The 22,760-nt window shown below is 62.4% G+C and carries 20 protein-coding genes; 13 read left to right on the top strand and 7 right to left on the bottom strand.

The genetic code is table 11. The features are described from left to right. The first annotated feature begins 29 nt into the window (after positions 1–29). The 4 genes from KBX14_RS04370 to KBX14_RS04385 all read left to right on the top strand — a co-directional run bounded on the left by KBX14_RS04370 (position 30) and on the right by KBX14_RS04385 (position 3,967). Positions 30–947, top strand: coding sequence for an exodeoxyribonuclease III (locus tag KBX14_RS04370; RefSeq protein ID WP_256041937.1), 918 nt, complete (start codon positions 30–32; stop codon positions 945–947). A 1-nt stretch (position 948) separates the two neighbouring features. Next, positions 949–1,737: a trimeric intracellular cation channel family protein gene (locus KBX14_RS04375; RefSeq protein WP_256041912.1), complete on the top strand. Its 789-nt coding sequence runs from the start codon at positions 949–951 to the stop codon at positions 1,735–1,737. 43 nt (positions 1,738–1,780) lie between these two features. After that, entirely contained in the window at positions 1,781–2,788 is a 1,008-nt protein-coding gene (gene trpS, locus KBX14_RS04380) for a tryptophan--tRNA ligase (protein WP_256041913.1), read from the top strand. 81 nt (positions 2,789–2,869) lie between these two features. Next, complete coding sequence (locus KBX14_RS04385) at positions 2,870–3,967, top strand: YhjD/YihY/BrkB family envelope integrity protein (RefSeq protein ID WP_256041914.1); 1,098 nt, start codon at positions 2,870–2,872, stop codon at positions 3,965–3,967. Here the strand turns inward: KBX14_RS04385 and KBX14_RS04390 are convergent. After that, on the bottom strand, positions 3,927–5,198 hold the full coding sequence (locus KBX14_RS04390) for a D-alanyl-D-alanine carboxypeptidase family protein (RefSeq protein WP_256041915.1): 1,272 nt from the start codon (positions 5,196–5,198) through the stop codon (positions 3,927–3,929). The two genes, KBX14_RS04385 and KBX14_RS04390, sit on opposite strands and share 41 nt — an antisense overlap. 88 nt (positions 5,199–5,286) lie before the next feature. Here KBX14_RS04390 and KBX14_RS04395 point away from each other — a divergent pair, with 88 nt between their 5' ends. Further along, a complete protein-coding gene (locus KBX14_RS04395; protein ID WP_256000556.1) occupies positions 5,287–5,976 on the top strand; it encodes a VIT family protein in 690 nt (229 codons plus the stop codon). On the opposite strand, the gene KBX14_RS04400 is transcribed toward KBX14_RS04395, so the two are convergent. The 4 genes from KBX14_RS04400 to KBX14_RS04415 all read right to left on the bottom strand — a co-directional run bounded on the left by KBX14_RS04400 (position 5,973) and on the right by KBX14_RS04415 (position 9,617). Continuing rightward, positions 5,973–7,058, bottom strand: a complete 1,086-nt coding sequence (locus KBX14_RS04400; protein ID WP_256041916.1) for a trimeric intracellular cation channel family protein — start codon at positions 7,056–7,058, stop codon at positions 5,973–5,975. The genes KBX14_RS04395 and KBX14_RS04400 overlap by 4 nt on opposite strands. Before the next feature lie 64 nt (positions 7,059–7,122). Further along, the gene (locus tag KBX14_RS04405) at positions 7,123–8,361 is read right to left on the bottom strand and encodes a hypothetical protein (protein WP_256041917.1); all 1,239 of its coding nucleotides are present in this window, start codon (positions 8,359–8,361) and stop codon (positions 7,123–7,125) included. 12 nt (positions 8,362–8,373) lie between these two features. Next, positions 8,374–9,336 carry a C40 family peptidase gene (locus tag KBX14_RS04410; protein WP_084028610.1) on the bottom strand — a complete coding sequence of 321 codons (963 nt, stop codon included), beginning with the start codon at positions 9,334–9,336 and terminating at the stop codon, positions 8,374–8,376. Continuing rightward, positions 9,336–9,617: a hypothetical protein gene (locus KBX14_RS04415; protein WP_070362998.1), complete on the bottom strand. Its 282-nt coding sequence runs from the start codon at positions 9,615–9,617 to the stop codon at positions 9,336–9,338. The genes KBX14_RS04410 and KBX14_RS04415 overlap by 1 nt, the downstream gene beginning before the upstream one ends. A gap of 62 nt (positions 9,618–9,679) precedes the next feature. On the opposite strand from KBX14_RS04415, the gene upp reads away from it, so the two are divergent. The 4 genes from upp (at position 9,680) to KBX14_RS04435 (ending at position 13,462) form a co-directional block, all read left to right on the top strand. Then, the gene (upp, locus tag KBX14_RS04420; protein ID WP_070477655.1) at positions 9,680–10,315 is read left to right on the top strand and encodes a uracil phosphoribosyltransferase; all 636 of its coding nucleotides are present in this window, start codon (positions 9,680–9,682) and stop codon (positions 10,313–10,315) included. A gap of 100 nt (positions 10,316–10,415) precedes the next feature. After that, positions 10,416–10,733, top strand: coding sequence for a helix-turn-helix transcriptional regulator (locus KBX14_RS04425; RefSeq protein ID WP_256041918.1), 318 nt, complete (start codon positions 10,416–10,418; stop codon positions 10,731–10,733). 52 nt (positions 10,734–10,785) lie between these two features. Then, the gene (locus KBX14_RS04430; RefSeq protein ID WP_070477658.1) at positions 10,786–11,964 is read left to right on the top strand and encodes an amidohydrolase; all 1,179 of its coding nucleotides are present in this window, start codon (positions 10,786–10,788) and stop codon (positions 11,962–11,964) included. Positions 11,965–12,055: 91 nt separating this feature from the next. Continuing rightward, positions 12,056–13,462 (top strand): NAD(P)H-quinone dehydrogenase, encoded by a 1,407-nt coding sequence (locus KBX14_RS04435; protein WP_070477660.1) that lies wholly within the window; start codon positions 12,056–12,058, stop codon positions 13,460–13,462. Here the strand turns inward: KBX14_RS04435 and KBX14_RS04440 are convergent. Next, entirely contained in the window at positions 13,443–14,753 is a 1,311-nt protein-coding gene (locus KBX14_RS04440) for a short-chain fatty acyl-CoA regulator family protein (RefSeq protein ID WP_256041919.1), read from the bottom strand. The genes KBX14_RS04435 and KBX14_RS04440 overlap by 20 nt on opposite strands. A 187-nt stretch (positions 14,754–14,940) precedes the next feature. Between KBX14_RS04440 and prpD the strand changes: the two genes are divergently transcribed. From prpD to KBX14_RS04460, 4 genes are all read left to right on the top strand, one after another. Beyond that, on the top strand, positions 14,941–16,452 hold the full coding sequence (gene prpD, locus KBX14_RS04445) for a 2-methylcitrate dehydratase PrpD (protein WP_256041920.1): 1,512 nt from the start codon (positions 14,941–14,943) through the stop codon (positions 16,450–16,452). A 1-nt stretch (position 16,453) separates the two neighbouring features. Next, on the top strand, positions 16,454–17,374 hold the full coding sequence (prpB, locus tag KBX14_RS04450) for a methylisocitrate lyase (protein ID WP_070975875.1): 921 nt from the start codon (positions 16,454–16,456) through the stop codon (positions 17,372–17,374). A 51-nt stretch (positions 17,375–17,425) separates the two neighbouring features. Next, positions 17,426–18,586, top strand: a complete 1,161-nt coding sequence (locus KBX14_RS04455) for a bifunctional 2-methylcitrate synthase/citrate synthase (protein ID WP_070362990.1) — start codon at positions 17,426–17,428, stop codon at positions 18,584–18,586. Between the two features lie 195 nt (positions 18,587–18,781). After that, positions 18,782–22,231: a pyruvate carboxylase gene (locus KBX14_RS04460; RefSeq protein WP_240492740.1), complete on the top strand. Its 3,450-nt coding sequence runs from the start codon at positions 18,782–18,784 to the stop codon at positions 22,229–22,231. Positions 22,232–22,248: 17 nt separating this feature from the next. Here the strand turns inward: KBX14_RS04460 and KBX14_RS04465 are convergent, their stop codons facing one another. Beyond that, positions 22,249–22,746: a GNAT family N-acetyltransferase gene (locus KBX14_RS04465; RefSeq protein WP_070975880.1), complete on the bottom strand. Its 498-nt coding sequence runs from the start codon at positions 22,744–22,746 to the stop codon at positions 22,249–22,251. Between the last annotated feature and the right edge of the window lie 14 nt (positions 22,747–22,760).

The raw sequence follows: 22,760 nt of genomic DNA on the forward strand, positions 1-22,760 counted from the left end.
TATTAGCGGGGAAAGGTAGGGTCATGGGCATGGTTTTAAGCATTGCTTCGGTCAACGTCAACGGAATCCGCGCGGCAACGAAGGTCCGCAACGAGCTCAATCACGGGATGCACGCATGGCTCGACGCCTCGTCTGTCGACGTCGTGCTGATGCAAGAGGTGCGGGCAACGCAGCAACAAACCGAGCTCGCGCTGGCGCCTGTGCTCGAACAGGGGTGGCATCTCGCTGTCGCCCCGGCGGAAACTCCGGGCGCGAAGGGGCGAGCGGGTGTGGGAATTCTCTCAAGAACCCCCCTATCTGAGGTAAGCATTGGCATTCCGGGCTTCGAGGATGCGGGGCGTTTCATTGCGGCGACGCTAGAGAATGGCGTGCGGGTGGCGTCGCTCTACCTCCCGTCGGGCGCCGCGGAGACCGCCAAGCAGGACGAGAAGTACCGCTTCTTCGACCAGTTCGGCCCGGTGCTCGAGGAACTGCCCGCGAAGTACCCCGACATGGTGATCGCAGGCGACTGGAACATCTGCCACCGCCGCGAAGACCTCAAGAACTGGAAAACGAACCGGAAGAAGTCCGGTTTCCTGCCCGACGAGCGCGCGTTCATGGACTCCGTCTTTGGTGCGTTCCCGGATGACGCCGCCCAGGACCTCGAAGACAAGGAAGCAAGCCGGTGGGCTGGGGCAGTGGAGTACCAGTCGGAGGGGCGTCGACAAGCGAATGAGAACCCGCAGTGGTTCGACGTCGCGCGCCGCCTGCAACCCGAGGACGCGCCGTACACATGGTGGACCTACCGTGGCCAGGCGTTTAACAACGACGCCGGCTGGCGCATCGACTACCAGGCCGCAACGAAGTCCATGCTTGAGCGCGCGCAGCGCAGCTGGGTGGAGAAGGCACCGGCGGTAGAGCAGCGCTGGTCGGATCACTCCCCGCTCATCGTGGAGTACGACATTTAATATGGACGCAGTCAGCACCGATCAGCTCATCACCGCGCTCTTCATCATCGGCATCGTCGCAGAGGCCATGACCGCCGCCGTGTCCGCGGGCCGCATGCGCATGGACCTCTTCGGGGTCATCACCCTCGGCGCGTTCACCGCGCTCGGCGGCGGTACTGTGCGCAACCTGCTGCTGGGCATCTACCCGATGGTGTGGGTGGAAAAGCCCGAATACCTGCTGATCGTAGTGATCGCTTCGGTGGTGACTGTCCGCATTAGTTGGCTGATGCACCAGCTGCGTCGCGGCTTCTTAGTTGCCGACGCCATCGGGCTCGCCGCGTTCGTTGTTGTTGGTATTCGAATCGCGATTGAGAACGGCCACGGGTTCATCATTGCCTGCGTGGCCGCCATCACCACCGGTGTTTCCGGCGGTATCATTCGCGACGTCCTCTCCGATCGTGTGCCGCTGGTGTTCCGGAAAGAGCTGTATGCGTCGGCGGCGGTGATTGGCACCGTGGCGTGGTGGCTGATGATGATGGTGGGGGTCCCGGAGTGGGTCAACGTCATTGTCACTGTGCTGCTCGTGCTGGGTATCCGCCTGGTTTCCCTGAAGCGTGGCTGGTCACTGCCGGTCTATGTGTACGACGACGAGCGCGTCGCCGAGATCGACCCGAAGTACGCGCTGACCTCTTACTTCTACCGGCGAGCGCGGATGGTGCCGGGGGCGCGCCAGGTCTACCGCGGAATCAAGCGCATGCGCCGAACCGACCCGCGGCCAAACAACAAGGCCGACAAAGAGGAAAAAGAATAGGGCAGGTACCGCACGCGCACGTTCCGGTCTACAGTAGGTAGGCATGACTGAAAAACAGCGCGTACTTTCCGGCATTCAACCCACGGCAGATTCCTACCACCTCGGCAACTACCTTGGGGCATTGAAGCAGTGGATTGACCTGCAAGACGGGTACGACGCGTTTTATTTCATCCCGGACCTGCACGCCATTACGGTCGACCAGGATCCGAAGGAGCTGCGCGAGCGCACCATCGCGGGCTGCGCGCAGCTGATCGCGCTCGGCATCGACCCAGAGAAGTCCACTCTGTTCGTGCAGTCGCATGTGCCTGAGCACACGGAGCTGACCTGGGTGCTGCAGTGCCTCACCGGCTTCGGCGAGGCAAGCCGCATGACGCAGTTTAAGGACAAGAGCCAGAAGCAGGGCCAGGACCGCACCTCTGTCGGTCTGTTTACCTACCCAGTGCTGATGGCGTCCGATATTCTGCTGTACTCGCCGCAGCTCGTGCCCGTTGGCGAAGATCAGCGTCAGCATCTCGAGCTGACCCGTACGCTCGCTGAGCGCTTCAACTCCCGCTACGGCTCCACGTTCGTGGTGCCTGAGGGCCTCATCCCGGAAGGCTCGGCAAAGATTTATGACCTGCAGGATCCGACGTCGAAGATGAGCAAGTCTGGGCAGAACCCGAAGGGCCTGATCAACCTGCTGGATGATCCGAAGGTGTCCGCGAAGCGGATCCGGTCCGCGGTGACGGACGACGATGGCGTCGTCGCCTACGACAAGGAGAACAAGCCTGGCGTCTCCAACCTCCTGGTGATCCAGTCGGCGCTGACCGGCACCCCGATCGACTCGCTGGTGGCCAGCTACGAGGGCAAGGGTTACGGCGCGCTGAAGGTGGATACGGCGGATGCACTCGAAGCCTTTACGACGCCACTTCGCGCCCGCTACGACGAGCTCATGAACGACCGCGCGCAACTGGAACGCATCCTCGCAGACGGAGCGCAGCGCGCCCGAGAAATCGCGGCGCCGTTGGTCAAAGACGTCTACGAGAAAGTCGGGTTCCTGGCCGGAGCCTAATAATTCGGTGGCTAGATCGTGGACCTTTCCTCTACGATGGTGTGCTTAGCGTAACTAACCAAACGTAGGGAAGGGACTGTGATGGCCACGTCGACGTCGCCACAGACGGAATACACCGACCGGCAGGGTATTGAGCGAGCCACGAAGCAGCAAACAGAGGGCGCTGCGGACGAGATCGCGAAGAAGGCTCCGGCGGTCGGCCACCTGATGCGGATGAACGAGCGTTTCTCCGCGCAGGGAGGTAACCAGCTTTCTGCAGGTATTACGTACTTTTCTGTCCTGTCGCTCTTCCCGCTGGCGATGTTGTTGTTCGCTGCGCTCGGTATGTTTTTGAACGGGCGCCCCGACATTATGCAGCAGGTGCAGGACCAGATCACCGAGAACCTCGAGGGCGGGCTCGGCGATACCGTCAACGAGCTGCTGCAGGCGGCGATTGATCAGCGCGGCGCCGTCGCAGGCGTCGGTTTGCTCACCACTCTCTGGTCCGGCTTGGGGTGGATGAACAACCTGCGAGTCGGCATTTCGGCGATGTGGAACCTTGACGCGAATGATGGTGGAAACTTCGTCGTGAAGAAGTTGACAGACCTGCTCGGCCTCATCGGTCTCATCGTGCTGTTCATCGTGGCGTTCGGTGTGACCGCCATCGGTGCCTCTTCGTGGACTTCGCAGGCGATGGAGCATTTCGGTCTCGGCGACTTCCCGGGCTCACGCGCCGTAGTGTGGGCCGTCGGCCTGTTGGTCGGTGTGCTGGCGAACTTCCTGGTTATGTGGTGGATGGTCACGTACATGCCGCGCACGAAGGTGCCGATGAAGTCCGGCTTGAAGGGCGCGCTGCTCGGCGCGGTCGCGTTCGAGCTGGTGAAGCAGTTCGCAACCGTGATTGTCAGCTCGGCGACGGGCAACCCGGCCGGCGCGATCTTCGGCCCGGTGATTGCGCTGATGGTGGTGCTCTACCTCATCTGGCGCGTGGTGCTCTACGTTTCTGCCTGGACCGCGACCACGGAGGAATCGCTGGAACTCGAGCCGGTTGAGGTGCCGGAGTCCGCGATCATTAACGTGCGCGCGGGTGCGTACCAGGATCCGGCGAACAGCGCCTCGGCGTCAGGCAAGGCGCTGGGCGTGGGTGCGGCGATTGGCGCTATTGGCGTCGGGATCGTTTCTTTGCTGACGCGAGACTAAGCGCGACGGCGAGTGCGGCCACAACCAGCACTCCGCCGACGAGCGCGATCGAGAGCCAGGGAATGCCTCCCTGGCTTTTTGTTGTTCCAGGCTTATGAGCATCGGTATCAGTCGGCTGCTGCGTCGTCGTTGGCGTTTCCTCGACAGGGTTCAGCGACGCCACGTGGGTCGAGCGCTCGGAGGCGTAGGCGTAGGACTCGTGGAGAAGCGTCTGCGCCTGCTGCCACGCGCGCATTTTATCCACCGTGGTGTCCAGCACTACCGCCACCAGACGCACGCCGTCGTGGTCGACTGCGCCTACAAACGTGTGGTTCGCGTCATCCGTGTAGCCGGTCTTGCCGCCGATGCCGTCTGGGTCGTTGAGGTAGAGCTTGTTGTCATTCCACAGCTCGTAGCCCGGGATGTCGCCGTAGCCGGGGAAGGGGTAGGAGGCGGTGTCTGCGATTTCGGCGAACGTCGGGTTGGAAAACGCGGCCCGGTAGGCGAGCGCCATATCCCATGCCGAAGTGGACATCCCAGCCCGATCCAGGCCGGAGTAGGAGGTTGCGCGGGTGTCGAGCATGCCGAGCTCACGGGCCTTCGCGTTGATCTTCGTCAGGGTGGCGTCGTCACCGCCGAGCGCCTGCGCGAGCGCATGGGCGGCGTCGTTGCCCGAGGCCATCAGTAGGCCGTGTAGCAGGTCGTTGACGGTGTACTCGCCGCCGGCCCCGATGCCGACGGCGGAGCCCTCCTGGCCAGCGGATTCCTCGCTGACCACAACGCGCTGTTCGCGGGGCAGCTCGTCAATCGCCACGAGTGCGAGCAGCACCTTAATAATCGAGGCCGGCCTGTACCTGCCGTGCGGATCCTTCATCGCAATCACGTCGCCGGTATCGAGGTTGGCGACCAGCCACGCGGACGCGAGCACCCCCTCATCGACATGGAATCCCTCGGGCGCCTCGATGCCGCAGGAGCCCTCGTAGGTTACGGGGAGTGGTTGGAGCGTCTCGGTTTCGCGAGCTTCGGACGTCGAGACTGGTTCGGGCGGCCACAGGGAGCGTTCGCAATTGTTCGTGTCCGGCGCGTGGAGGCGAACAGGAGGGACCCAGTTGCCGTAGTCGTCGTAAAACCCGGGGCGGGGTGTGACCGTGGTCGTGACCGTCGTATCCTCCGCCTGCGCAAGCGGGGCAGGGGCGAGAGTCAGGCACAGGGGCGCGCACACGGCGCTTGCGATGCGTATTGCAGTGTTCATCGCAGGCTATCGTACGCCAGGTCACCCACGATATTGGTGAGGCTGCGCTTTGTTGCGCGGGTGTGTAGTTTCAGCCACGATGTAGCGCATGGTTGCAGTTGAAGGCATGAATGAGCGGCTGAACAAGCTGCGCGCGGCAGTGCTCGGCGCGAATGATGGCATCGTTTCGACGGCCGCGGTGGTCGTCGGCGTCGCGGGTGCTACCCCGAACGTTCCCGCGATCGCTACGGCCGGCATCGCCGCGCTGATCGGTGGCGCAGTGTCGATGGCGCTCGGCGAATACGTGTCCGTGTCCTCCCAGCGGGATATGGAAAGCGCCTTCATTGAGCGCGAGCTCGAGCTGCACAAGGAGGACCCGCACGAGGAGTTCGAGCACCTGGTCGCAGGCTACGTCGCGTCTGGTTTGAGCTCGAAGACGGCGCTGAAGGTGGCGAAGGAGCGCACCGCCGAGGACCCCATCAAGGCCCACTTGGAAATGCACTACGGCATCGACGAGGACGACCTTGCGAACCCATGGTCCGCGGCCATTGCGTCGTTCATTTCCTTCTTCCTCGGTGCGTTGCTGCCGCTTGCTGCGGTGCTACTTCCGCCAGACTCGTGGCGTGTGGCGTCGACGTTCATTGTGACTCTCGTGGCGCTGGCGGCAACTGGCGCGATCTCTGCTCGCATTGGTGGCGCGAGCGTGACGCGCGCCGTGTTGCGCCTGGTCATCGGCGGCGGGCTTGGGCTTGCCATCACCTTCGGCGCTGGCTGGGCCTTCGGCACCGCGGCGCTCTAAGAGTTTCGCGCTTCGTACTGCTTGACCAGCCGCTCGATGAGCTCGTCGGTGAGTTTGTCGTCCTGCAGAATCATGTCCAGCATCTTGCTGGCGGTCTGATCAAGGTTGCGGTCCTCGTCGTAGGAATCGCCGGAGAGGTCCACCCCGATGCCGTCGAGCAGCGACTCGCCGGTCGACGCCCCCTCCGTCACATCCTGCTTGTCCTCTGCATCAATCGCCTCGAACTGGGAGGTGAATTCCTGCAGGAACGCGTCTGCCTCGTGCACGGCCTCTTTACGCCCTTTGCCGCGCTTGACTTCCGATTCGATCCTGCGCTGGAGCGCCTTTTCCATCTGGCGGTGGCGCCAGGAGCGCACGCGGGTCGGCTCGAGTTCACGCGCGATGTTGCGTGAGCGACGCTCCGCTTTCCGAGCCAGTTCAGCGAGGTGTGCCGCGGTCTGGTTTACCGGCGCGAACTCGGAGTTCGTGGAGATCCGCCAGTTTCCGTAGTAGCCGAGCAGGAAGAGTCCGAAGCTCACCATCGGGCCAATCACCATCCCGATCGCCATGTGGCCCGTGGCGTGCCCAAGCAGCACGATGACAGAGCATGCCACGGCTGGAATGACCGTTGGTTGGTTGTTGCCGAAGACACTCGGCTCGCGGCCGGTGACGACGTCGCGGATCATGCCGCCGCCCGTCGCGGTGAACACGCCCATCATGATCGCAGGCAGGACCGGCAGCCCGTACGTCAGGGCTTTCGACGCCCCGGTGGCCGCCCACAGCGCTGAGACGAAGGCGTCGCCGTGGCTTTCAAGCACGCTCCACGCGCGCCCTTTGAAGTATGTAAAGCGCGCGATCACCGCGCCGGTAAAAGCCAGGATGAGGTACTCCGGCTGGCTCATTGCCGCCACGGTGCCTTCGTTGATGAGGACGTCGCGAAGCATGCCTCCGCCGAGTGCGGAGAGCATCGCGATGAAGAAAAACCCGATGATGTCGTAGCCACGGTGGCGTGCGATTGTGCCACCGATGATGCCCATCAGTAAGACACCGGATACATCGAACCAACGATAAATAGCGGAGATTAACGGATCGACCTGGTCCATGGTGGCACATTTTACGTGTGCCAGAATCCGGCGTCTTCGACGGCCTCAGGAATTTAGGCTGCGACTAGAACTTGGAGAAGCGCTTGATGAGCTGCAGCTCCATCTCGTTCCACGCCTCAGCCTTATCCGTAAACGGTGCGGATGGGACGTATCCTGCGGCTTCGGTGGAGCCCAGCATGTACGCCAGGTAGTCCTGCATGCGTGGGTTTGCCAGGAGGAAGGAGTTGAGCGAGTCGTCCTTGGCCCAGTCGGCGGCGTCGGCAAGCAGCTCGTAGGCCTTCGCCATCTGCTTGGTATCGACGCTATCGACGCCCTGCTTGATGTCCTGCGCGATGCCGTTGAAGGAGTAGGAGTTGTCCGGGTGGACGGTGACCTCGAGCTCACCAGCGTTGGCCAGGGTAACCAGGTCAGGCCAGGTTGCTACTGCGGCGAGGTCGTGGTCATCATTCTCGATAATCCAGCGTCCAAGGTGTTTGGTGGACGGGAACGTGAAGATTTCACCGTACTTGCCCAGGAATACCGGGTTGGAGCCCAGGTAGGTGCGCAGCGTGTAGACGCTCTTGCCCTGGATGGAAACCTTCACTGGGTCGATTCCGGCACGTGCCCACGCGGAATTGTCGTATGGGTCTTGCGCCTCCTGCTCAGCACGCTCGGCCTCGCTGGCTTGCTGCTTCGCCTCTTCGCGGGCCTTTTGCGCGGCCTCGATAGCTGCGGCAGCGGCGCTGACCGCTGCCGCGTCGATGGAGTCCGTCTGCACCACGCGGACCGACTCATCGAGGGATTTGACTACCTCTTCCCAGTTCGCCAGCACGACGCGGCCGACACCAGACCACTCGTCCAGGCCGTTCTCACCCTGGTAGTGATCAGAGCCGCGGTTGACGTTGCCCAAAATCGAGTGAGAGGCGAAGAAGATCAGTGCTGGCTCTGCCGCCGCTACCTCCGCGAGGGAGCGCGAAATCTGCAACACGCGGGACAGGTGCGAGACGTTCTCGTGGCTTGGGCGGCCAGCCAGCAACTCCGGTGCACCAATGATGTCGAAGTACTGCTTGTCATTCGGCACCACACGGTCGTCGCCCTGGTTGGAAAACTGCTCCCACTTGGGGTGGTTCGCCAGGTCGTGCTTCGGCGTGTTGTTGATGTATGCGAGCAGCGCCTCGGGGGATTCGAAGACGAGCACCGAGTTTTCATCGCCGGAAAAGGCCTGCCACTCGGAGCCGTGCTCCTTCCAGGTTGGCGCCCACAGGGTGTAGAAATCGCCGTCGGTCAGTGAAAGCTTGACGGGCAAAATAGCACGGGTAATCATGCAGCAAATCTATCACGCTGTTGGACGCCAGAAACCTTTGAAGGCCATTCCCATGTTTTCTGTTCGCACCGGGTTCATCTGAACTGGGTCGCCAGCTTCGATGAGCATCCCGTCACCGGCGTACATGGCAACGTGTCCATCCCACACCGCGAGGTCGCCCGGTTGCAGGTCCTCGTAGCGGACCTGTTGCCCGATATTTTGCTCTTGGGCTAGGCGTGGCAGCTCCACACCGGCCTGCCGATACGCCCAGCTTGTCAGCCCGGAGCAGTCGAACCCGCCGGGCGCAGATCCACCCCACGCGTACCGTGTGCCGAGCTGTTGTTTCGCCGCCGCGACCGCAGCCTCACCAGTTGCCGAGCCGCCCCGGGAGGGAGGATGTCCCGCCTGCTGGACGGCGGCGAGCGGGGTGACCTCGTTCTTAGCGTGAGGGAGTTCGCGGGCTGTGATGAGGCGCTCGAGCTCGTACATGGCGGCTTTTGCTTGCGAGGATGCGGCAATAGCGGGTTGGCTCGCTGCGTATGCCACGATCTCCGAGAGCTGCTTGGCTAGTGGTGCGAGGTCGTTCGCCAGCCCGTTGAGAGTGAGCCCAGCCTGGGTGACCGCCCACGCGACCTGGGCGGCGATCTTGATCCCCGCTCCGATCGCAGTTGCAGGGTTGAGTAGCAGTGGTAGGAGCGGTTGGGTGTCTCGGATGAGGTCAACCACGATATTGCTCAGGTCTTTGGCGGCAAAGAACACGAGGCTGCTCGCCTGACCGAACATCTTCACAATGGTGTCGCGATCTTTCCCCAGCAGGTTCGCAGCATTGCGCAGCGTCTGGCCCGCAGGGTGCGCCCCTACGAACGCGGCAAGGGGCTCGATGGCGGAAAAATCTGGAGTGGACAGGAATGGGAGTTGGGGAAGTGGGGCAGGGACGTGTCGCAGAATGAGCTGCGCTGCCGCGATCGGGTCAATGCCCGCAGCCAGTGCAGCCATTACAGCACCGCCTGAAGAAGGTTGCTGAATCGCTCATCAACGCTGATGGCCGCTTTTACAGCCAGGAGCATCGCGAAAGCGACGCGGCTTGCTTCCTCACTCAAAGCCTCGCTTCTCGCGTTTTCCTGCTCCACGGCCTGCGAGAGCGCCTGGCTGAACTCCGCGAGCGGCCACACATTGGGAACCGGAACGTTTGGCAGTGGTTGGAGCGCAGCGGCGTCGTCGCGTAGCGAGTCAGCGTGCGAATGGATCGTTGATTGGTCAAAAGCGAAAGTAGTCATAAGAGGTTGGACGCACAGAGTCAGTAAACGGTTCCCTCCGAATTTCAATTACCATGTGAATCATGGAAATTACCGTTGTTGACCACCCCCTAGCAGCCTCCCGTCTGACACTGATGCGCGATGAGCGAAGCGACAACACCGCGTTTCGTGCCGCACTCGCTGACCTGGGCGCGATGCTGATTTATGAGGCGTCGCGTGACCTGAAAACCGAAACCTTTGAAACCAAAACGCCGGTTGCAACAGCCACCGGCGTTCGCTTGGAAAAGCCCCCAATTATTGTTCCGATCATCCGTGCCGGCCTCGGCATGATTGACCCGGCGCTGTCCATGATTCCGGACGCGCAGGTCGGCTTCATCGGCATGGCGCGCGACGAGAAGACGCACGAGCCGGTTCCGTACCTCGAGGCGCTGCCCGACGACCTGTCGGGACAGCCGGTGTTCTTGGTTGACCCAATGCTGGCCACGGGAGGTTCCCTCATCCACGCGATTGAACTGTTGGAAGGCCGCGGGGCAGACGACATTACTTGTGTGTGCATGGTTAGTGCGCAGCCGGGCGTCGACAAGCTGAAGCAGCATGGCGGATCGGTGCGACTGATCACCGCCGTCATTGACCCAGGACTCAACGAGGACGCGTACATCGTGCCGGGCCTCGGCGACGCCGGAGATAGGTTGTACGGGCCACGCAATATTGACCTCTAGTCAAAGTAACGTGCGTCGGATATAATCACCGGAAGTTTGTTACGTACACGAGGGGGTATACGTGTTCTTTCAGGGGAGTCTTGGCGCACGTTTTTCGGATGTGGATTCGGACCAGTACTGGGCCAGCTACGCGTTTGCGTTAGGGGAGAAGATCCGCGCGCTGCGAACAATGCAGGGGCTATCGCAGGCGTACCTGGCGGAGCGGGCGGGGATCTCTCGTTCGCTGCTCTCTAACCTGGAGCGCAATAGCTACAACAGGAATAGGGCTGCTGACCCCACGCTTTCGACGATCTACCGGATCGCTGCCGCGCTCGATGTTTCGCCCCTGCAGCTGCTTCCAGCGGACGAGGGGCAGGTGGACGAACATGACCAGTCGCAAGATTCGGCGGAGATGGGCGTAGAATCATTGCCACAATAAGGCGCAGTGGGAGCCACGCGCACAAATGCTGGGTGAAGGGTGAACATACACGATGACGGCCGGAGGAATTGCGCGCGCGGTAGACCAATGGGTGAAGGAACATCACTCGACAATGGTGGAGTGGCGTCGTCACTTCCACTCCTACCCGGAGCTTTCCAACCAAGAGTTCGCCACTACCGAGTTCATTGCGAAGGTGCTGCGTGAGCACGGCCTTGAGCCCGTCCTCTTTCCCGGCACGGGACTCTACGTCGACCTGGGCCCAAAGGACGGCAAGCGGCTCGCGTTCCGCGGCGACATCGACGCCTTGAAAGTTCCTGAGCAAACCGGTTTGCCGTTCGCATCCCAGCACCCGGGCGTTTCCCACTCGTGCGGCCACGACGTGCATACGACGGTGGTGCTCGCGCTGGCGTGCGCCTTATCGACGGTCCAGCTGCCGCTCGGCGTACGCATCATCTTCCAGCCGGCAGAAGAGGTGATGAACGGCGGTGCGCTTGACGTGATCGAGTGGGGCGCGCTGCAGGATGTCGCGAGCATTTACGCCCTCCACGCCGAACCGAAACTGCGCGTAGGCCAGATCGGTGTGCGCACGGGCGCGATTACCTCGGCGTCGGACGTGCTGCGCATTACGGTTAACGGGCCTGGCGGCCACACCTCTCGTCCGCAGCTTTCGGCGGACGTGGTCTACGCGCTCGGGGCGCTGATTACGCAGTTGCCGGCGCTGCTGTCGCGCCGGGTCGACCCACGTACGGGCACGGTGTTGGTGTTCGGGCACGTCGAGTCGGGCGACGCGGCGAACGCGATCCCGAAGACAGGCGAGCTACTGGGCACGTTGCGGACAGCGGATATCGGGACGTGGCGGATCCTCGAAGATCTGGTCACTGACCTGATTGACCTCGTCGTCGCACCGACCGGGTGCACGTACCACCTCGACTACATGCGGGGCGTGCCACCGGTGCTCAACGATGACGCCGCGACGGCGATCGGGGTACAGGCAGGGCGCAGGATCGACCCACACGCGGTGGTGACCGCGCCGCAGTCCTCGGGCGGGGAGGACTTCTCTTGGTACCTGGAGCACGTCCCCGGGTCGATGTTCCGGCTCGGTGCCTGGAGCGGTGAGGGAGAGATGCAGGACCTGCACCAAGGCAACCTTGATATTGATGAGCGAGCACTTGAAGTTGGGGTGCGTTTGTTCGGAGGGGTCGTCGAAAAGTACGCCGAAAACCTCAGCTAGTGCAACTTTTGGTTGGTAACGAAGTCGTGGGCGGCCGTGTAGACTAGCCAGGTATTTGTGCGAACGACGAAGACCGTTGAGGAGTATGTAGGTGTCGAAGAAGATCGTCATCATTGGCGGAGGGCCAGCTGGTTACGAGGCTGCGCTGGTTGCATCAAAGTACGGGGCCGATATCACCATTGTGGAAGACAATGGTTTGGGCGGCTCCGCTATCCGCAAGGACGTTGTTCCTTCGAAGAGCTTTATCGCCGGCGCCAACATTAAGACGGACCTTCGCCGTGCAGACGACATGGGGCTCAACCACGGGCTTGGGGAAGCCCAGCTTTCGCTGACCGCCCTGAACGCGCGCGTGATCGCGCTGGCTGATAAGCAGTCCAGTGACATCGCTAAGCAGTTGGAGCAGCGTGGCGTGCGCCTTATCCAGGGGCGTGCTCGTTTTACGGACCAACAGCACGGTCATACTACGCACCGCGTGGAGGTGCACTGCGAGGGCAAAGACACCGAGATTATTGATTGCGACATGGTGCTGGTGTGCACCGGCGCGAACCCGCGCGTGCTGCCGGGCGCTGAGCCGGACGGCGAGCGCATCCTGAACTGGCGTCAGATGTACAGCCTGCAGGAGATGCCGACGCACCTGATCGTGGTCGGTTCCGGTGTGACCGGTGCTGAGTTTGTTTCTGCGTTCGCTGAGTTGGGCGTCGAGGTGACCATGGTTGCTTCGCGTGACCGCATCCTGCCGCACGATGACGCCGATGCCGCTGACGTGCTCGAGGAGGTGCTCGCGGGCCGTGGCGTCCACTTGGAGAAGCACGCTCGCGTGGAGTCGGTGACGAACACCGGCGACGGCGTGGTTGTGCGCACGACGGACGGGCGCGAGATCGCCGGTTCGCACGTGATGATGTCCATTGGTTCGATTCCGAACACGGCGGACCTCAACCTGGAGGCGGCCGGTGTGGAAGTCGCCCCGTCGGGCCACATCATTGTTGACCGTGTGTCGCGTACCAACGTTGCAGGTATTTACGCTGCGGGTGACTGCAGCGACCTGATGCCGCTGGCATCCGTCGCGGCGCAGCAGGGCCGCATTGCGGTCGACCACGCGCTGGGCGAGGGCGTGTCACCGGTGCGCCTGAAGACGGTGGGCAACGCGGTCTTTACCCGCCCGGAGATCGCCGCGGTCGGTGTGACGCAGCAGCAGATCACCGACGGCGAGGTTGACGCGGACATCTACAAGCTAGACTTGGCGACGAACCCTCGCGCAAAGATGCGTTCCCTCCAGCACGGTTTTGTGAAGATCTTCGCCCGCAAGGGCTCCGGCCAGGTACTCGGCGGCGTGATCGTCGCACCGACTGCCTCCGAGCTGATTCTGTCGCTGACCATCGCGGTGGCCAACGACCTGACTGTGCGCCAGCTGGCGAACTCGATGGCGGTGTACCCGTCCCTGTCCGGTTCGATTACGGAGGCGGCACGCAGGCTGATTGCTAAGTCTGATCTGGACTAGCGCTCGGGCTAGAACTAGGCGGCCCCGGAAACGCTCGCTGCGGACAGGATGTTCGTGGGCAGGTAGCGCAGCCGGGGCCGATTTTTGTTGCCGATTCGGGGGAGATGTTCAGCCCGTCGGCGTAAATCATGCGCTGGGCGAACGCGATATCGCAGCCCAGCACCACAGCGTGTTCCCGCCGCGGGGAATCGAACCCCACGACGGGGCCCTGCACCATCCGCGCAATCCATAGGTAGGTCCGGCCGTCCGGCATGACGGCGACCTGACGCGTCACTCTATTCGAAGTTTCAAACGCGCGGTGCACGACCCACAACGGGCAGCCCCCACCGTGGCGCGAGAAGTGGAAGGCTGTCGATGACTGCCGCTTCGAAATGTTGCCTGCCCGGTCGGTGCGCACGAAGACGAACGGAATCGCCTCTGCGCCGGGGCGCTGCAACGTCGCGAGGCGCTGGCAGGTTGACTCGAAACCAGTGCCGAAGCGCGCGGAGATGACATCGATGTCGTAGCGGGTTTCTTCGGCAGCTTGGAGGAGCTCGGCGTAGGGCATGGTGACAGCGGCGGCGAAGTACTGCGCCAGCCCGTGGCGCGCGAGCTGGACGGGCTCGGGCTGTGTCGATTCGTCGAAAGTGTCGCGGACGTACTCGTCGATGAGCTCCGCGAAGGCGGTGCGGCCGTAGTGGTAGGCGAGTTCAAAGCACTGCTGGGACTCGGTGAGTCCGGTGCGTAGGCGGATCTCGCGCTGGTTGTGCTGCAGGGTCGAGCGGGGGCCGTGGGCGTATTGGTTGAAGCGCACTTGGATGCCGTATTCCCTGTCGAAGGTTGCCGCGAGGCGTGCCAGTCGCAGTTGCCGGTTCGCGGCGTGCGCTGCGAGCTGTTCGGCAGCAACGTCGAGCTCGTGGAAGTAGTTCTTGTGGTTCTGGAAGAATTCACGCACGAGTGCGTGGGGGTGTTCGGAGTCGGTGGTCTCGGGTGAAGTCAGCGCCCGTAAGGAGTTGGCGATGTCGGGGAAGCGCTGTGCGAACTCGTGCAGTTTCGGCTGCGGGACGTCGGGGAGTAGCTCGGAAAGCTCGTTGACCACGCGTTGGTCTTCATCGGGGGAGAAGAACGTGGTGGAGAGCTGAAACGCGTGGGTGAGTTGGAGGAGCACGCTGACGGTGAGTGGACGCTGGTCGTTTTCGAGCTGGTTGAGGTAGCTCGTTGAGATGTCGATGCGGCGGGCCATTTCGCCTTGTGTGAGTTCGAGTTCACGGCGGAGCGTCTGTATCTTTGCCCCCGCGTACAGCTTTGCCATCGTACCTTTCTTCCATTTTGTGTGCGTGTACTGCGTAGTTAACAGAATTTGCACAAGTAGCAGAATTTGTACGCAGAAGTTTACATGCGAAAATCATGGCCCGCATCACATTTAGCTCCCTAGTATGAGCTGCAACATCAACGAGGTTTCGCGGTAGCGGAACTACAACGAAGACGAAGGAGCCAAGATGATCGAACACAACGTGCGCACGCACCGTTCGGCAGAAGATTTCCCGATTGAAGAGCACCTCGCATACAAGATCGCCAAGGTTGCAGCAGACCCGGTAGAGGTTCCAGCTGATACGACTGAGATGATCATCAACCGCATTATCGACAATGCGTCGGTCGCCGTCGCTTCCTACGGTCGCCGCCCAGTCGCGACCGCTCGCGTGATGGCAGAGGCACATCCAGTTTCCGAAGGCGGTGCGCAGATCTTTGGTGTCGACGGCTCCTACTCCGCAGAGTGGGCCGCATTCGCCAACGGTACCGCGGTCCGCGAGCTGGATTTCCACGACACCTTCCTCGCGGCGGAGTACTCCCACCCGGGTGACAACATTCCGCCGATCCTCGCAGTAGCACAGCACAAGGGCCTCGACGGTAAGGCGCTGATCCGTGGTATCGCGACCGGCTACGAGATCCAGGTCAACCTGGTCAAGGGTATTTGCCTGCACGAGTGGAAGATTGACCACGTGGCGCACCTCGGTCCATCTGTTGCGGCGGGTCTGGGCACCATGCTGAACCTGGACATTGACACCATCTACCAGGCAGTTGGCCAGGCGCTGCACACCACGACGGCGACGCGCCAGTCCCGCAAGGGCCTCATCTCTTCTTGGAAGGCGTCCGCCCCGGCATTCGCTGGCAAGATGGGCATCGAGGCCGTCGACCGCGCGATGCGCGGCGAGGGCGCACCCGCTCCGATTTGGGAGGGCGAGGACGGCTTCATCGCCTGGATGCTGCACTCCCCAGAACGCACCTACGTGGTGCCACTGCCTGCAGACGGTGAGGCAAAGCGCGCAATCCTGGATACCTACACCAAGGAGCATTCGGCTGAGTACCAGTCGCAGGCCCCAATCGACCTGGCGCGTCGCATGAAGCAGACCATCGCGGATGCCGGTAAGTCCACCGCCGATATTGAGTCGATCGTGCTGCACACCTCGCACCACACGCACTACGTCATCGGCACCGGCGCGAACGACCCGCAGAAGATGGATCCGAAGGCGTCCCGCGAGACCCTCGACCACTCGATCATGTACATCTTCGCCGTAGCGCTCGAGGACGGCACGTGGCACCACGTCGATTCCTACGCTCCTGAGCGTGCGAACCGCCCTGAGACGATCACGCTGTGGCACAAGATCTCCACGGTGGAGGACCCGGAGTGGACGCGTCGCTACCACTCGCAGGACCCGGCCGAGAAGGCGTTCGGCGCAAAGGCCGTCATCACCTTCAATGACGGCACCGTCATCGAGGATGAGATGGCCGTGGCGGACGCTCACCCATTGGGGGCGCGCCCGTTTGCCCGTGAGCAGTACATCCAGAAGTTCCGCACGCTGGCGGAGGGGATCGTCGATAAGGAAGAGCAGGACCGTTTCCTTGCGGACGTGCAGAAACTCGAGCAGCTCACCGACTTGAGCAAGCTCAACATCAGGGTGAACACGGACTCGCAAGCCAATGCTCCTCAGATCCCAGGAGGGATTTTCTAAGATGTTTGTTCCTGATACAACGCCAAATGAGCGCCGACTGGCGCTGCGGGCCTCACTCGAGTCCGCCGAAATTACAAAACTGCCCGGCGCGTTCAATCCGCTGACGGCTCGGCTCATCGAGGACATCGGTGGCTTCGAAGGTGTCTACGTCTCCGGCGCGGTACTCGCCAACGACTTAGGCCTGCCGGATATCGGTCTGACCACACTGACGGAGGTCGCGCAGCGCGGCGGGCACATCGCCCGCGCTACGAACCTTCCAGTGCTTATCGACGCCGACACCGGCTTCGGCGAACCGATGTCCGCAGCACGCACCGTGGCTGAGTTCGAGGCCGCGGGGCTTGCCTCGCTGCACCTGGAGGACCAGGTGAACCCGAAGCGCTGCGGGCACCTCGACGGCAAGGAAGTAGTGCCGCGTGACCTGATGGTGCGACGCATCAGCGCCGCAGTAAAGGAGCGCCACGACGATGCATTCGTCATCTGCGCGCGTACCGATGCGGCTGGCATCGAAGGCATCGACTCCGCAATCGAGCGTGCCAAGGCTTACGCAGATGCCGGCGCGGACCTTATCTTTACGGAGGCGCTCTATACCGAGAAGGACTTCGAGACCTTCCGCAAGGCCGTCGATATCCCGCTGCTGGCGAACATGACGGAGTTCGGTAAGACCAAGCTGCTCTCCGCCGGAACCTTGCAGGACCTTGGATACAACGCGGTGATCTGGCCGGTGACCACGTTCCGCCTCGCGATGGGGCAGACCGAGGCCATGCTCCGCGATATCGCGGAAACCGGCACGCAGGAGCCGTGGTTGGACCGCATGCAGCACAGGTCCCGCCTATACGAGCTGGTCAAGTACGAAGACTTCAACCAGTTCGACCAGTCCGTCTTCACATATTCCAAGGACACCTACTCGTCCACATTCGAGTAATCCCTATCCCGCATCCCTAACCCAATCCCTATCCTGAAAGGACTTCATCCCATGACCACTCAAGAAATCAAGAAGGGCCTCGCTGGCGTCGTTGCGGACTACACCGCAATCTCCAAGGTCAACCCTGAGACGAACTCCCTGCTGTACTACGGTTACCCGGTCCACGAGCTGGCAGAGCACTGCACCTTCGAAGAGGTTGCGTACCTGCTTTGGCACGGCGAGCTGCCTGACAAGTCGGGCGCGGAAGAGTTCCGTCTCGGCTGCATGAACAACCGCGACATCGATGAGGAGCTCATCCAGGTCATTAACTACCTGCCGAAGGACTGCCACCCGATGGACGTGCTGCGCACCGCAGTGTCCTTCCTGGGCACCCGCGACGAGTACAAGTTCACCCCGGATGCTGACCACATCCGCAAGATCGGTACCGAGCTGCTGGCGAAGCTGCCGACCATCGTGGCCACCGACATTCGCCGCCGCCAGGGCAAGGGCTACATCGCCCCGAGCAAGGACAAGGGCTTCTCGGAGAACTTCCTCTGGATGGTCTTCGGCGACGAAGAAGGGTCCCCGGCAACCATCCCGTCGGATATCGAGGCATTCGAGAAGACCATGATTCTCTACGCGGAGCACTCCTTCAACGCGTCCACCTTCACCGCCCGCACGGTGACCTCGACGCAGTCCGACGCCTGGTCTGCGATCACCGCGGCGATCGGCGCACTGAAGGGCCCGCTGCACGGTGGCGCGAACGAGTTCGTCATGCACCACATGAAGGAAATCGACGACCCAGCCAACGCGGAGCAGTGGTGCCTGAACAAGCTGAAGAACAAGGAGCTCGTCATGGGCTTCGGCCACCGCGTGTACAAGAAGGGCGACTCGCGCGTGCCGACCATGGAAGCCGCGTTCAAGAAGCTCGCCGCGGAGCACAAGGACCAGGGCGCCGAGAAGTGGGTGGAAATCTACGACATCATGGCGAAGACGATGTACGAGAACACGTCCATCAACATCCGCCCGAACCTGGACTTCCCGTCCGGCCCGTCCTACTACATCCTGGGCTTTGACATCGAGTTCTTCACGCCGCTGTTCGTGATGAGCCGCATCACCGGCTGGACCGCGCACATCATTGAGCAGTACGAGAACAACTCGCTGATCCGCCCACTGTCCGCGTACAACGGCCCGGAGGAGCGTCACCTGGACGGCACCTACCAGCCGCAGTAAGCCAGAACGACGGGTGGTCTGCCTTTGGGGCGGACCATCCGTTTTGTTTGTTTTTATATGAGAGGCGTTGACCGCTGACCCCAACTTGGGGGGTAATCGCTATGGGAACAGATGCAATTGTGCATTTTCCCGTGGTGTGGCGCCAACCTGCGTTAGGATTGTCAGGCCAACCAAATAACATTCAAACTGTCACGTATGTCACAGTATGGAAGGATTGCATCGATGGAGCAGCTCCCCCTGAATGACCTCCCGGCATTCAAAAAGATCTTGGTAGCAAACCGTGGCGAAATCGCGGTTCGTGCCTTCCGCGCAGCATTTGAGACTGGCGCAAAAACTGTCGCGGTGTACCCGCGCGAGGACCGAAAGTCCTACCACCGACCGTTCGCCGACGAAGCCGTACGAATTGGTGTTGAGGGCCAGCCAGTCAAGGCGTACCTGGACATCGACGAAATTATCCGTGCGGCGAAAGAGACCGGCGCCGATGCAATTTACCCGGGCTATGGGTTCCTCTCGGAGCGCGCAGACCTTGCGCGCGCTTGCCGCGACAACGGCATTAAGTTCATCGGCCCAAGCCCAGAGGCGCTTGAGCTGACTGGTGACAAGGCGGCCGCTGTGCACGCTGCTGAGCGCGCCGGGCTGCCGACGTTGAAGGACTCCGAGCCGTCAACTGACCCGGCGGAGCTTGCCGAGATTGCGAAGGAATTCACCTTCCCGGTCTTCGTCAAGGCAGTCGCCGGTGGTGGTGGGCGCGGTATGCGCTTCATCGAGAAGATCGAAGATGTCGAGCGCCTCGCAGCAGAGGCATCCCGCGAGGCGGAGGCAGCGTTTGGCGACGGCCACGTGTACCTCGAGCGCGCGGTCATCCGCCCGCAGCACATTGAGGTGCAGATCATGGCGGACTCCTACGGCAACGTGGTGCACCTGTTTGAGCGCGACTGCTCGCTGCAGCGCCGTCACCAGAAGGTCGTCGAGATCGCTCCGGCACAGCACATCACGCAGGAACAGCGTGAACGCATCTGCCAGGACGCGGTGAACTTCTGTAAGGAGATCAACTACGAGGGCGCCGGTACCGTCGAGTTCCTCGTTGACGAGCAGGGCAACCACGTCTTCATTGAGATGAACCCGCGTGTCCAGGTGGAGCATACCGTCACCGAGGAAATCACCGGCGTGGACATCGTGAAGAACCAGATGTACATCGCTGCGGGCGCGAAGCTCGAGGACGTGCACCTGACCCAGGACCTCATCGAGATGAACGGTGCGGCGCTGCAGTGCCGCATCACCACGGAGGACCCGAACAACGGGTTCCGTCCGGACTCCGGCGTGATCACCGGCTACAGCTCCCCGGGTGGCGCGGGTGTGCGTCTCGACGGCTCCGCAAACGTCGGTACCGAGATCACCCCGAACTTCGACTCCCTGCTTGTGAAGATGACGTGCCGTGGCCGTAACTTCCAGGTTGCCGTCGACCGCGCACTGCGCGCGCTTAACGAGTTCACCGTCACCGGTGTCTCCACCAATATTGGCTTCCTGCGCGCGCTGCTGTCCGACGAGGACTTCCGCTTCAAGCGCATCAACACCGGCTTTATCAACGATCACCCGTTCTTGCTTGAGGCTCCTGCCGCGGCTGACGATGCCGGCAAGATCCTCGACTACCTGGCGAACGTGACCGTCAATAAGCCAAACGGCCCACGCCCGACCTCGATTCGTCCTTCGAAGAAACTGCCGGAGTTCGATTACGGCGACCTGCCACGTGGCTCCCGCGACGACCTGCTGGAGCTCGGCCCGACGAAGTGGGCGGAAAAGATCCGCAACCAGACGGCTCTCGGGGTGACCGAGACGACGTTCCGCGATGCGCACCAGTCGCTGCTGGCAACCCGCATCCGTACGAACACGCTGGTCGCTGCGGCGAAGCACGTCGGCCACATGACGCCACAGCTCGCCTCTGTAGAGGCGTGGGGCGGCGCCACCTACGACGTGGGCATGCGCTTCCTGCACGAGTCTCCGTGGATGCGTCTCGACGCCCTGCGTGAAGCCATCCCGAACGTGAATATCCAGATGCTGCTGCGCGGCCGCAACACCGTGGGCTACACCCCATACCCGGATTCGGTGACGAAGGCGTTCGTGAACGAGGCGGCGTCGTCAGGCATTGATATCTTCCGCATCTTCGACGCCCTCAACGACGTTTCCCAGATGCGCCCCGCTATCGAGGCTGTTCTGGAGACCAACACCACCGTCGCCGAGGTTGCGATGGCGTACTCGGGCAACCTGCTCGACCCCGCCGAGGACATCTACACGCTGGACTACTACCTGCGTCTGGCCGAAGAGATTGTCGACGCCGGCGCGCACGTCCTGGCGATCAAGGATATGGCCGGCCTGATGCGTCCGGGCGCTGCCGCGAAACTGGTCAAGGCGCTGCGCGAGCGCTTCGACCTGCCTGTTCACGTGCACACTCACGACACGGCTGGCGGCCAGCTAGCGACCTACCTGGCGGCCGCAAATGCTGGCGCGGACATTGTGGATGTGGCGTCGGCACCGCTGGCGGGTACCACCTCGCAGCCGTCGCTGTCCGCACTCGTTGCTGCCTTCGCGAACACCGAGCGTGACACCGGCATTGACCTGCAGGCTGTCAGCGACCTCGAGCCGTACTGGGAGGCCGTGCGCCAGGTTTACGCTCCGTTTGAATCTGGTATTCCTGGCCCGACCGGTCGTGTGTACAAGCACGAAATCCCGGGCGGTCAGCTTTCCAACCTGCGTACGCAGGCGAAGGCGCTGGGCCTGGGCAACCGCTTCGAGCTCATCGAGGACTACTATGCCGCGGTGAACGAGATCCTCGGCCGCCCGACGAAGGTCACGCCGTCGTCGAAGGTTGTGGGTGACCTTGCGCTGCACCTGGTGGGTGCGGGCGTGGACCCGAAGGACTTCGCGGAGAACCCGCGCAAGTACGACATCCCTGAGTCCGTCATCGGCTTCCTGCAGGGTGAACTGGGTACGCCTCCGGGTGGCTGGCCGCTGCTGCGCGACAAGGCGCTCGAGGACCGCCAGGAAGTCGACCACACGGTGGACGTGCCGGAAGAGCTCGCTGGTGACCTTGATTCCGAGGACCACGTGACGCGCCGTGCTGCGCTGGACCAGCTGCTGTTCCCGAAGCAGTACAAGGAGTTCCTGGAACACCGCCGCACCTACGGCATCACGGACCACCTGTCGGACCGCACCTTCTTCTACGGCCTTGTTGAGGGTGAGGAGACGATGATCTGGTACGGCGAGCTCGAGGATCACCTGCCGCCGCTCGTGGTCAACCTTGACGCCGTGGGCGAGCCCGATGAGAAGGGCATGCGCCAGGTCATCCTGACGGTCAACGGCCAGATCCGTCCGATGCAGGTCAGGGACGAGAACGCCGAGTCCACAGTCGCCGAGGTGGAGAAGGCTGATCCGTCGCAGGAAGGCCACGTTGCGGCACCGTTCGCTGGTGTGGTGAACGTGACCGTCAAGCCTGGCGACGAAGTCAAGGCCGGCGACCAGGTTGCTTCTATCGAAGCGATGAAGATGGAGGCCGCGATCTCGGCGACGAAGGACGGCACCATCGAGCGAGTCGCCTTCACGCAGGCAACCAAGGTGGAGGGCGGCGACCTGGTCGTCGTGATCTCCTAAAGGGTTTCTCGCCGCAGTTAGCCGACGTTGCAGTCAAACACCATGACATTGGCATCGTCGGCAACCGTGGTGAAGCCGAACTGCTCGTAACGGTGGCGCGCACGCTCGTTGTCTGGGTCAACCCAGAGAGCGACGCGGGGCGCGCCTTGTTGCGCTGCAAGCTCAATGACTGCGCGTAGCAGTTTCGAGCCGAGCCGGTGGCCTGCGAAGCGGCGTTCCACCGCGATGGCGAGCTCCGGCACGTCGGGGCCGAGGTTTGCGTGGCCTGCATCCGGGTCATCCCAGTAGCGCAGCCACACGCCACCGGCGGGGGTGCGGAACTCATCGCAGGCGATAATGCCGCCGTCGCGCTCCGGGTCCCAGTGGTCCACGTAGTCGGTCACCCCGAGGCGCTCCTCGTGCCCGACGGGCGCGGTTTCATCGCCGAATACGTCCGCAAGAAAGTTCAGGCGCTGCAGGTACATGCGGTCTGATTCGGTGGCTTGGCGTAGAGTAAACGACTTGTTTTGTGTCATGGTGCCACTGTAAC

The sequence above is a fragment of the Corynebacterium sp. CCUG 61414 genome (assembly GCF_024453945.1).
In the GTDB taxonomy this organism is placed as follows: domain Bacteria; phylum Actinomycetota; class Actinomycetes; order Mycobacteriales; family Mycobacteriaceae; genus Corynebacterium; species Corynebacterium pseudogenitalium.

Bases quoted from the DNA above. Each gene is read 5' to 3' on its own strand.
- KBX14_RS04370 (WP_256041937.1), top strand. From the start codon at position 30: ATGGTTTTAAGCATTGCTTCGGTCAACGTCAACGGAATCCGCGCGGCA.
- KBX14_RS04375 (WP_256041912.1), top strand. From the start codon at position 949: ATGGACGCAGTCAGCACCGATCAGCTCATCACCGCGCTCTTCATCATC.
- trpS (WP_256041913.1), top strand. From the start codon at position 1,781: ATGACTGAAAAACAGCGCGTACTTTCCGGCATTCAACCCACGGCAGAT.
- KBX14_RS04385 (WP_256041914.1), top strand. From the start codon at position 2,870: ATGGCCACGTCGACGTCGCCACAGACGGAATACACCGACCGGCAGGGT.
- KBX14_RS04390 (WP_256041915.1), bottom strand. From the start codon at position 5,198: ATGAACACTGCAATACGCATCGCAAGCGCCGTGTGCGCGCCCCTGTGC.
- KBX14_RS04395 (WP_256000556.1), top strand. From the start codon at position 5,287: ATGGTTGCAGTTGAAGGCATGAATGAGCGGCTGAACAAGCTGCGCGCG.
- KBX14_RS04400 (WP_256041916.1), bottom strand. From the start codon at position 7,058: ATGGACCAGGTCGATCCGTTAATCTCCGCTATTTATCGTTGGTTCGAT.
- KBX14_RS04405 (WP_256041917.1), bottom strand. From the start codon at position 8,361: ATGATTACCCGTGCTATTTTGCCCGTCAAGCTTTCACTGACCGACGGC.
- KBX14_RS04410 (WP_084028610.1), bottom strand. From the start codon at position 9,336: ATGGCTGCACTGGCTGCGGGCATTGACCCGATCGCGGCAGCGCAGCTC.
- KBX14_RS04415 (WP_070362998.1), bottom strand. From the start codon at position 9,617: ATGACTACTTTCGCTTTTGACCAATCAACGATCCATTCGCACGCTGAC.
- upp (WP_070477655.1), top strand. From the start codon at position 9,680: ATGGAAATTACCGTTGTTGACCACCCCCTAGCAGCCTCCCGTCTGACA.
- KBX14_RS04430 (WP_070477658.1), top strand. From the start codon at position 10,786: ATGACGGCCGGAGGAATTGCGCGCGCGGTAGACCAATGGGTGAAGGAA.
- KBX14_RS04440 (WP_256041919.1), bottom strand. From the start codon at position 14,753: ATGGCAAAGCTGTACGCGGGGGCAAAGATACAGACGCTCCGCCGTGAA.
- prpD (WP_256041920.1), top strand. From the start codon at position 14,941: ATGATCGAACACAACGTGCGCACGCACCGTTCGGCAGAAGATTTCCCG.
- prpB (WP_070975875.1), top strand. From the start codon at position 16,454: ATGTTTGTTCCTGATACAACGCCAAATGAGCGCCGACTGGCGCTGCGG.
- KBX14_RS04455 (WP_070362990.1), top strand. From the start codon at position 17,426: ATGACCACTCAAGAAATCAAGAAGGGCCTCGCTGGCGTCGTTGCGGAC.
- KBX14_RS04460 (WP_240492740.1), top strand. From the start codon at position 18,782: ATGTCACAGTATGGAAGGATTGCATCGATGGAGCAGCTCCCCCTGAAT.
- KBX14_RS04465 (WP_070975880.1), bottom strand. From the start codon at position 22,746: ATGACACAAAACAAGTCGTTTACTCTACGCCAAGCCACCGAATCAGAC.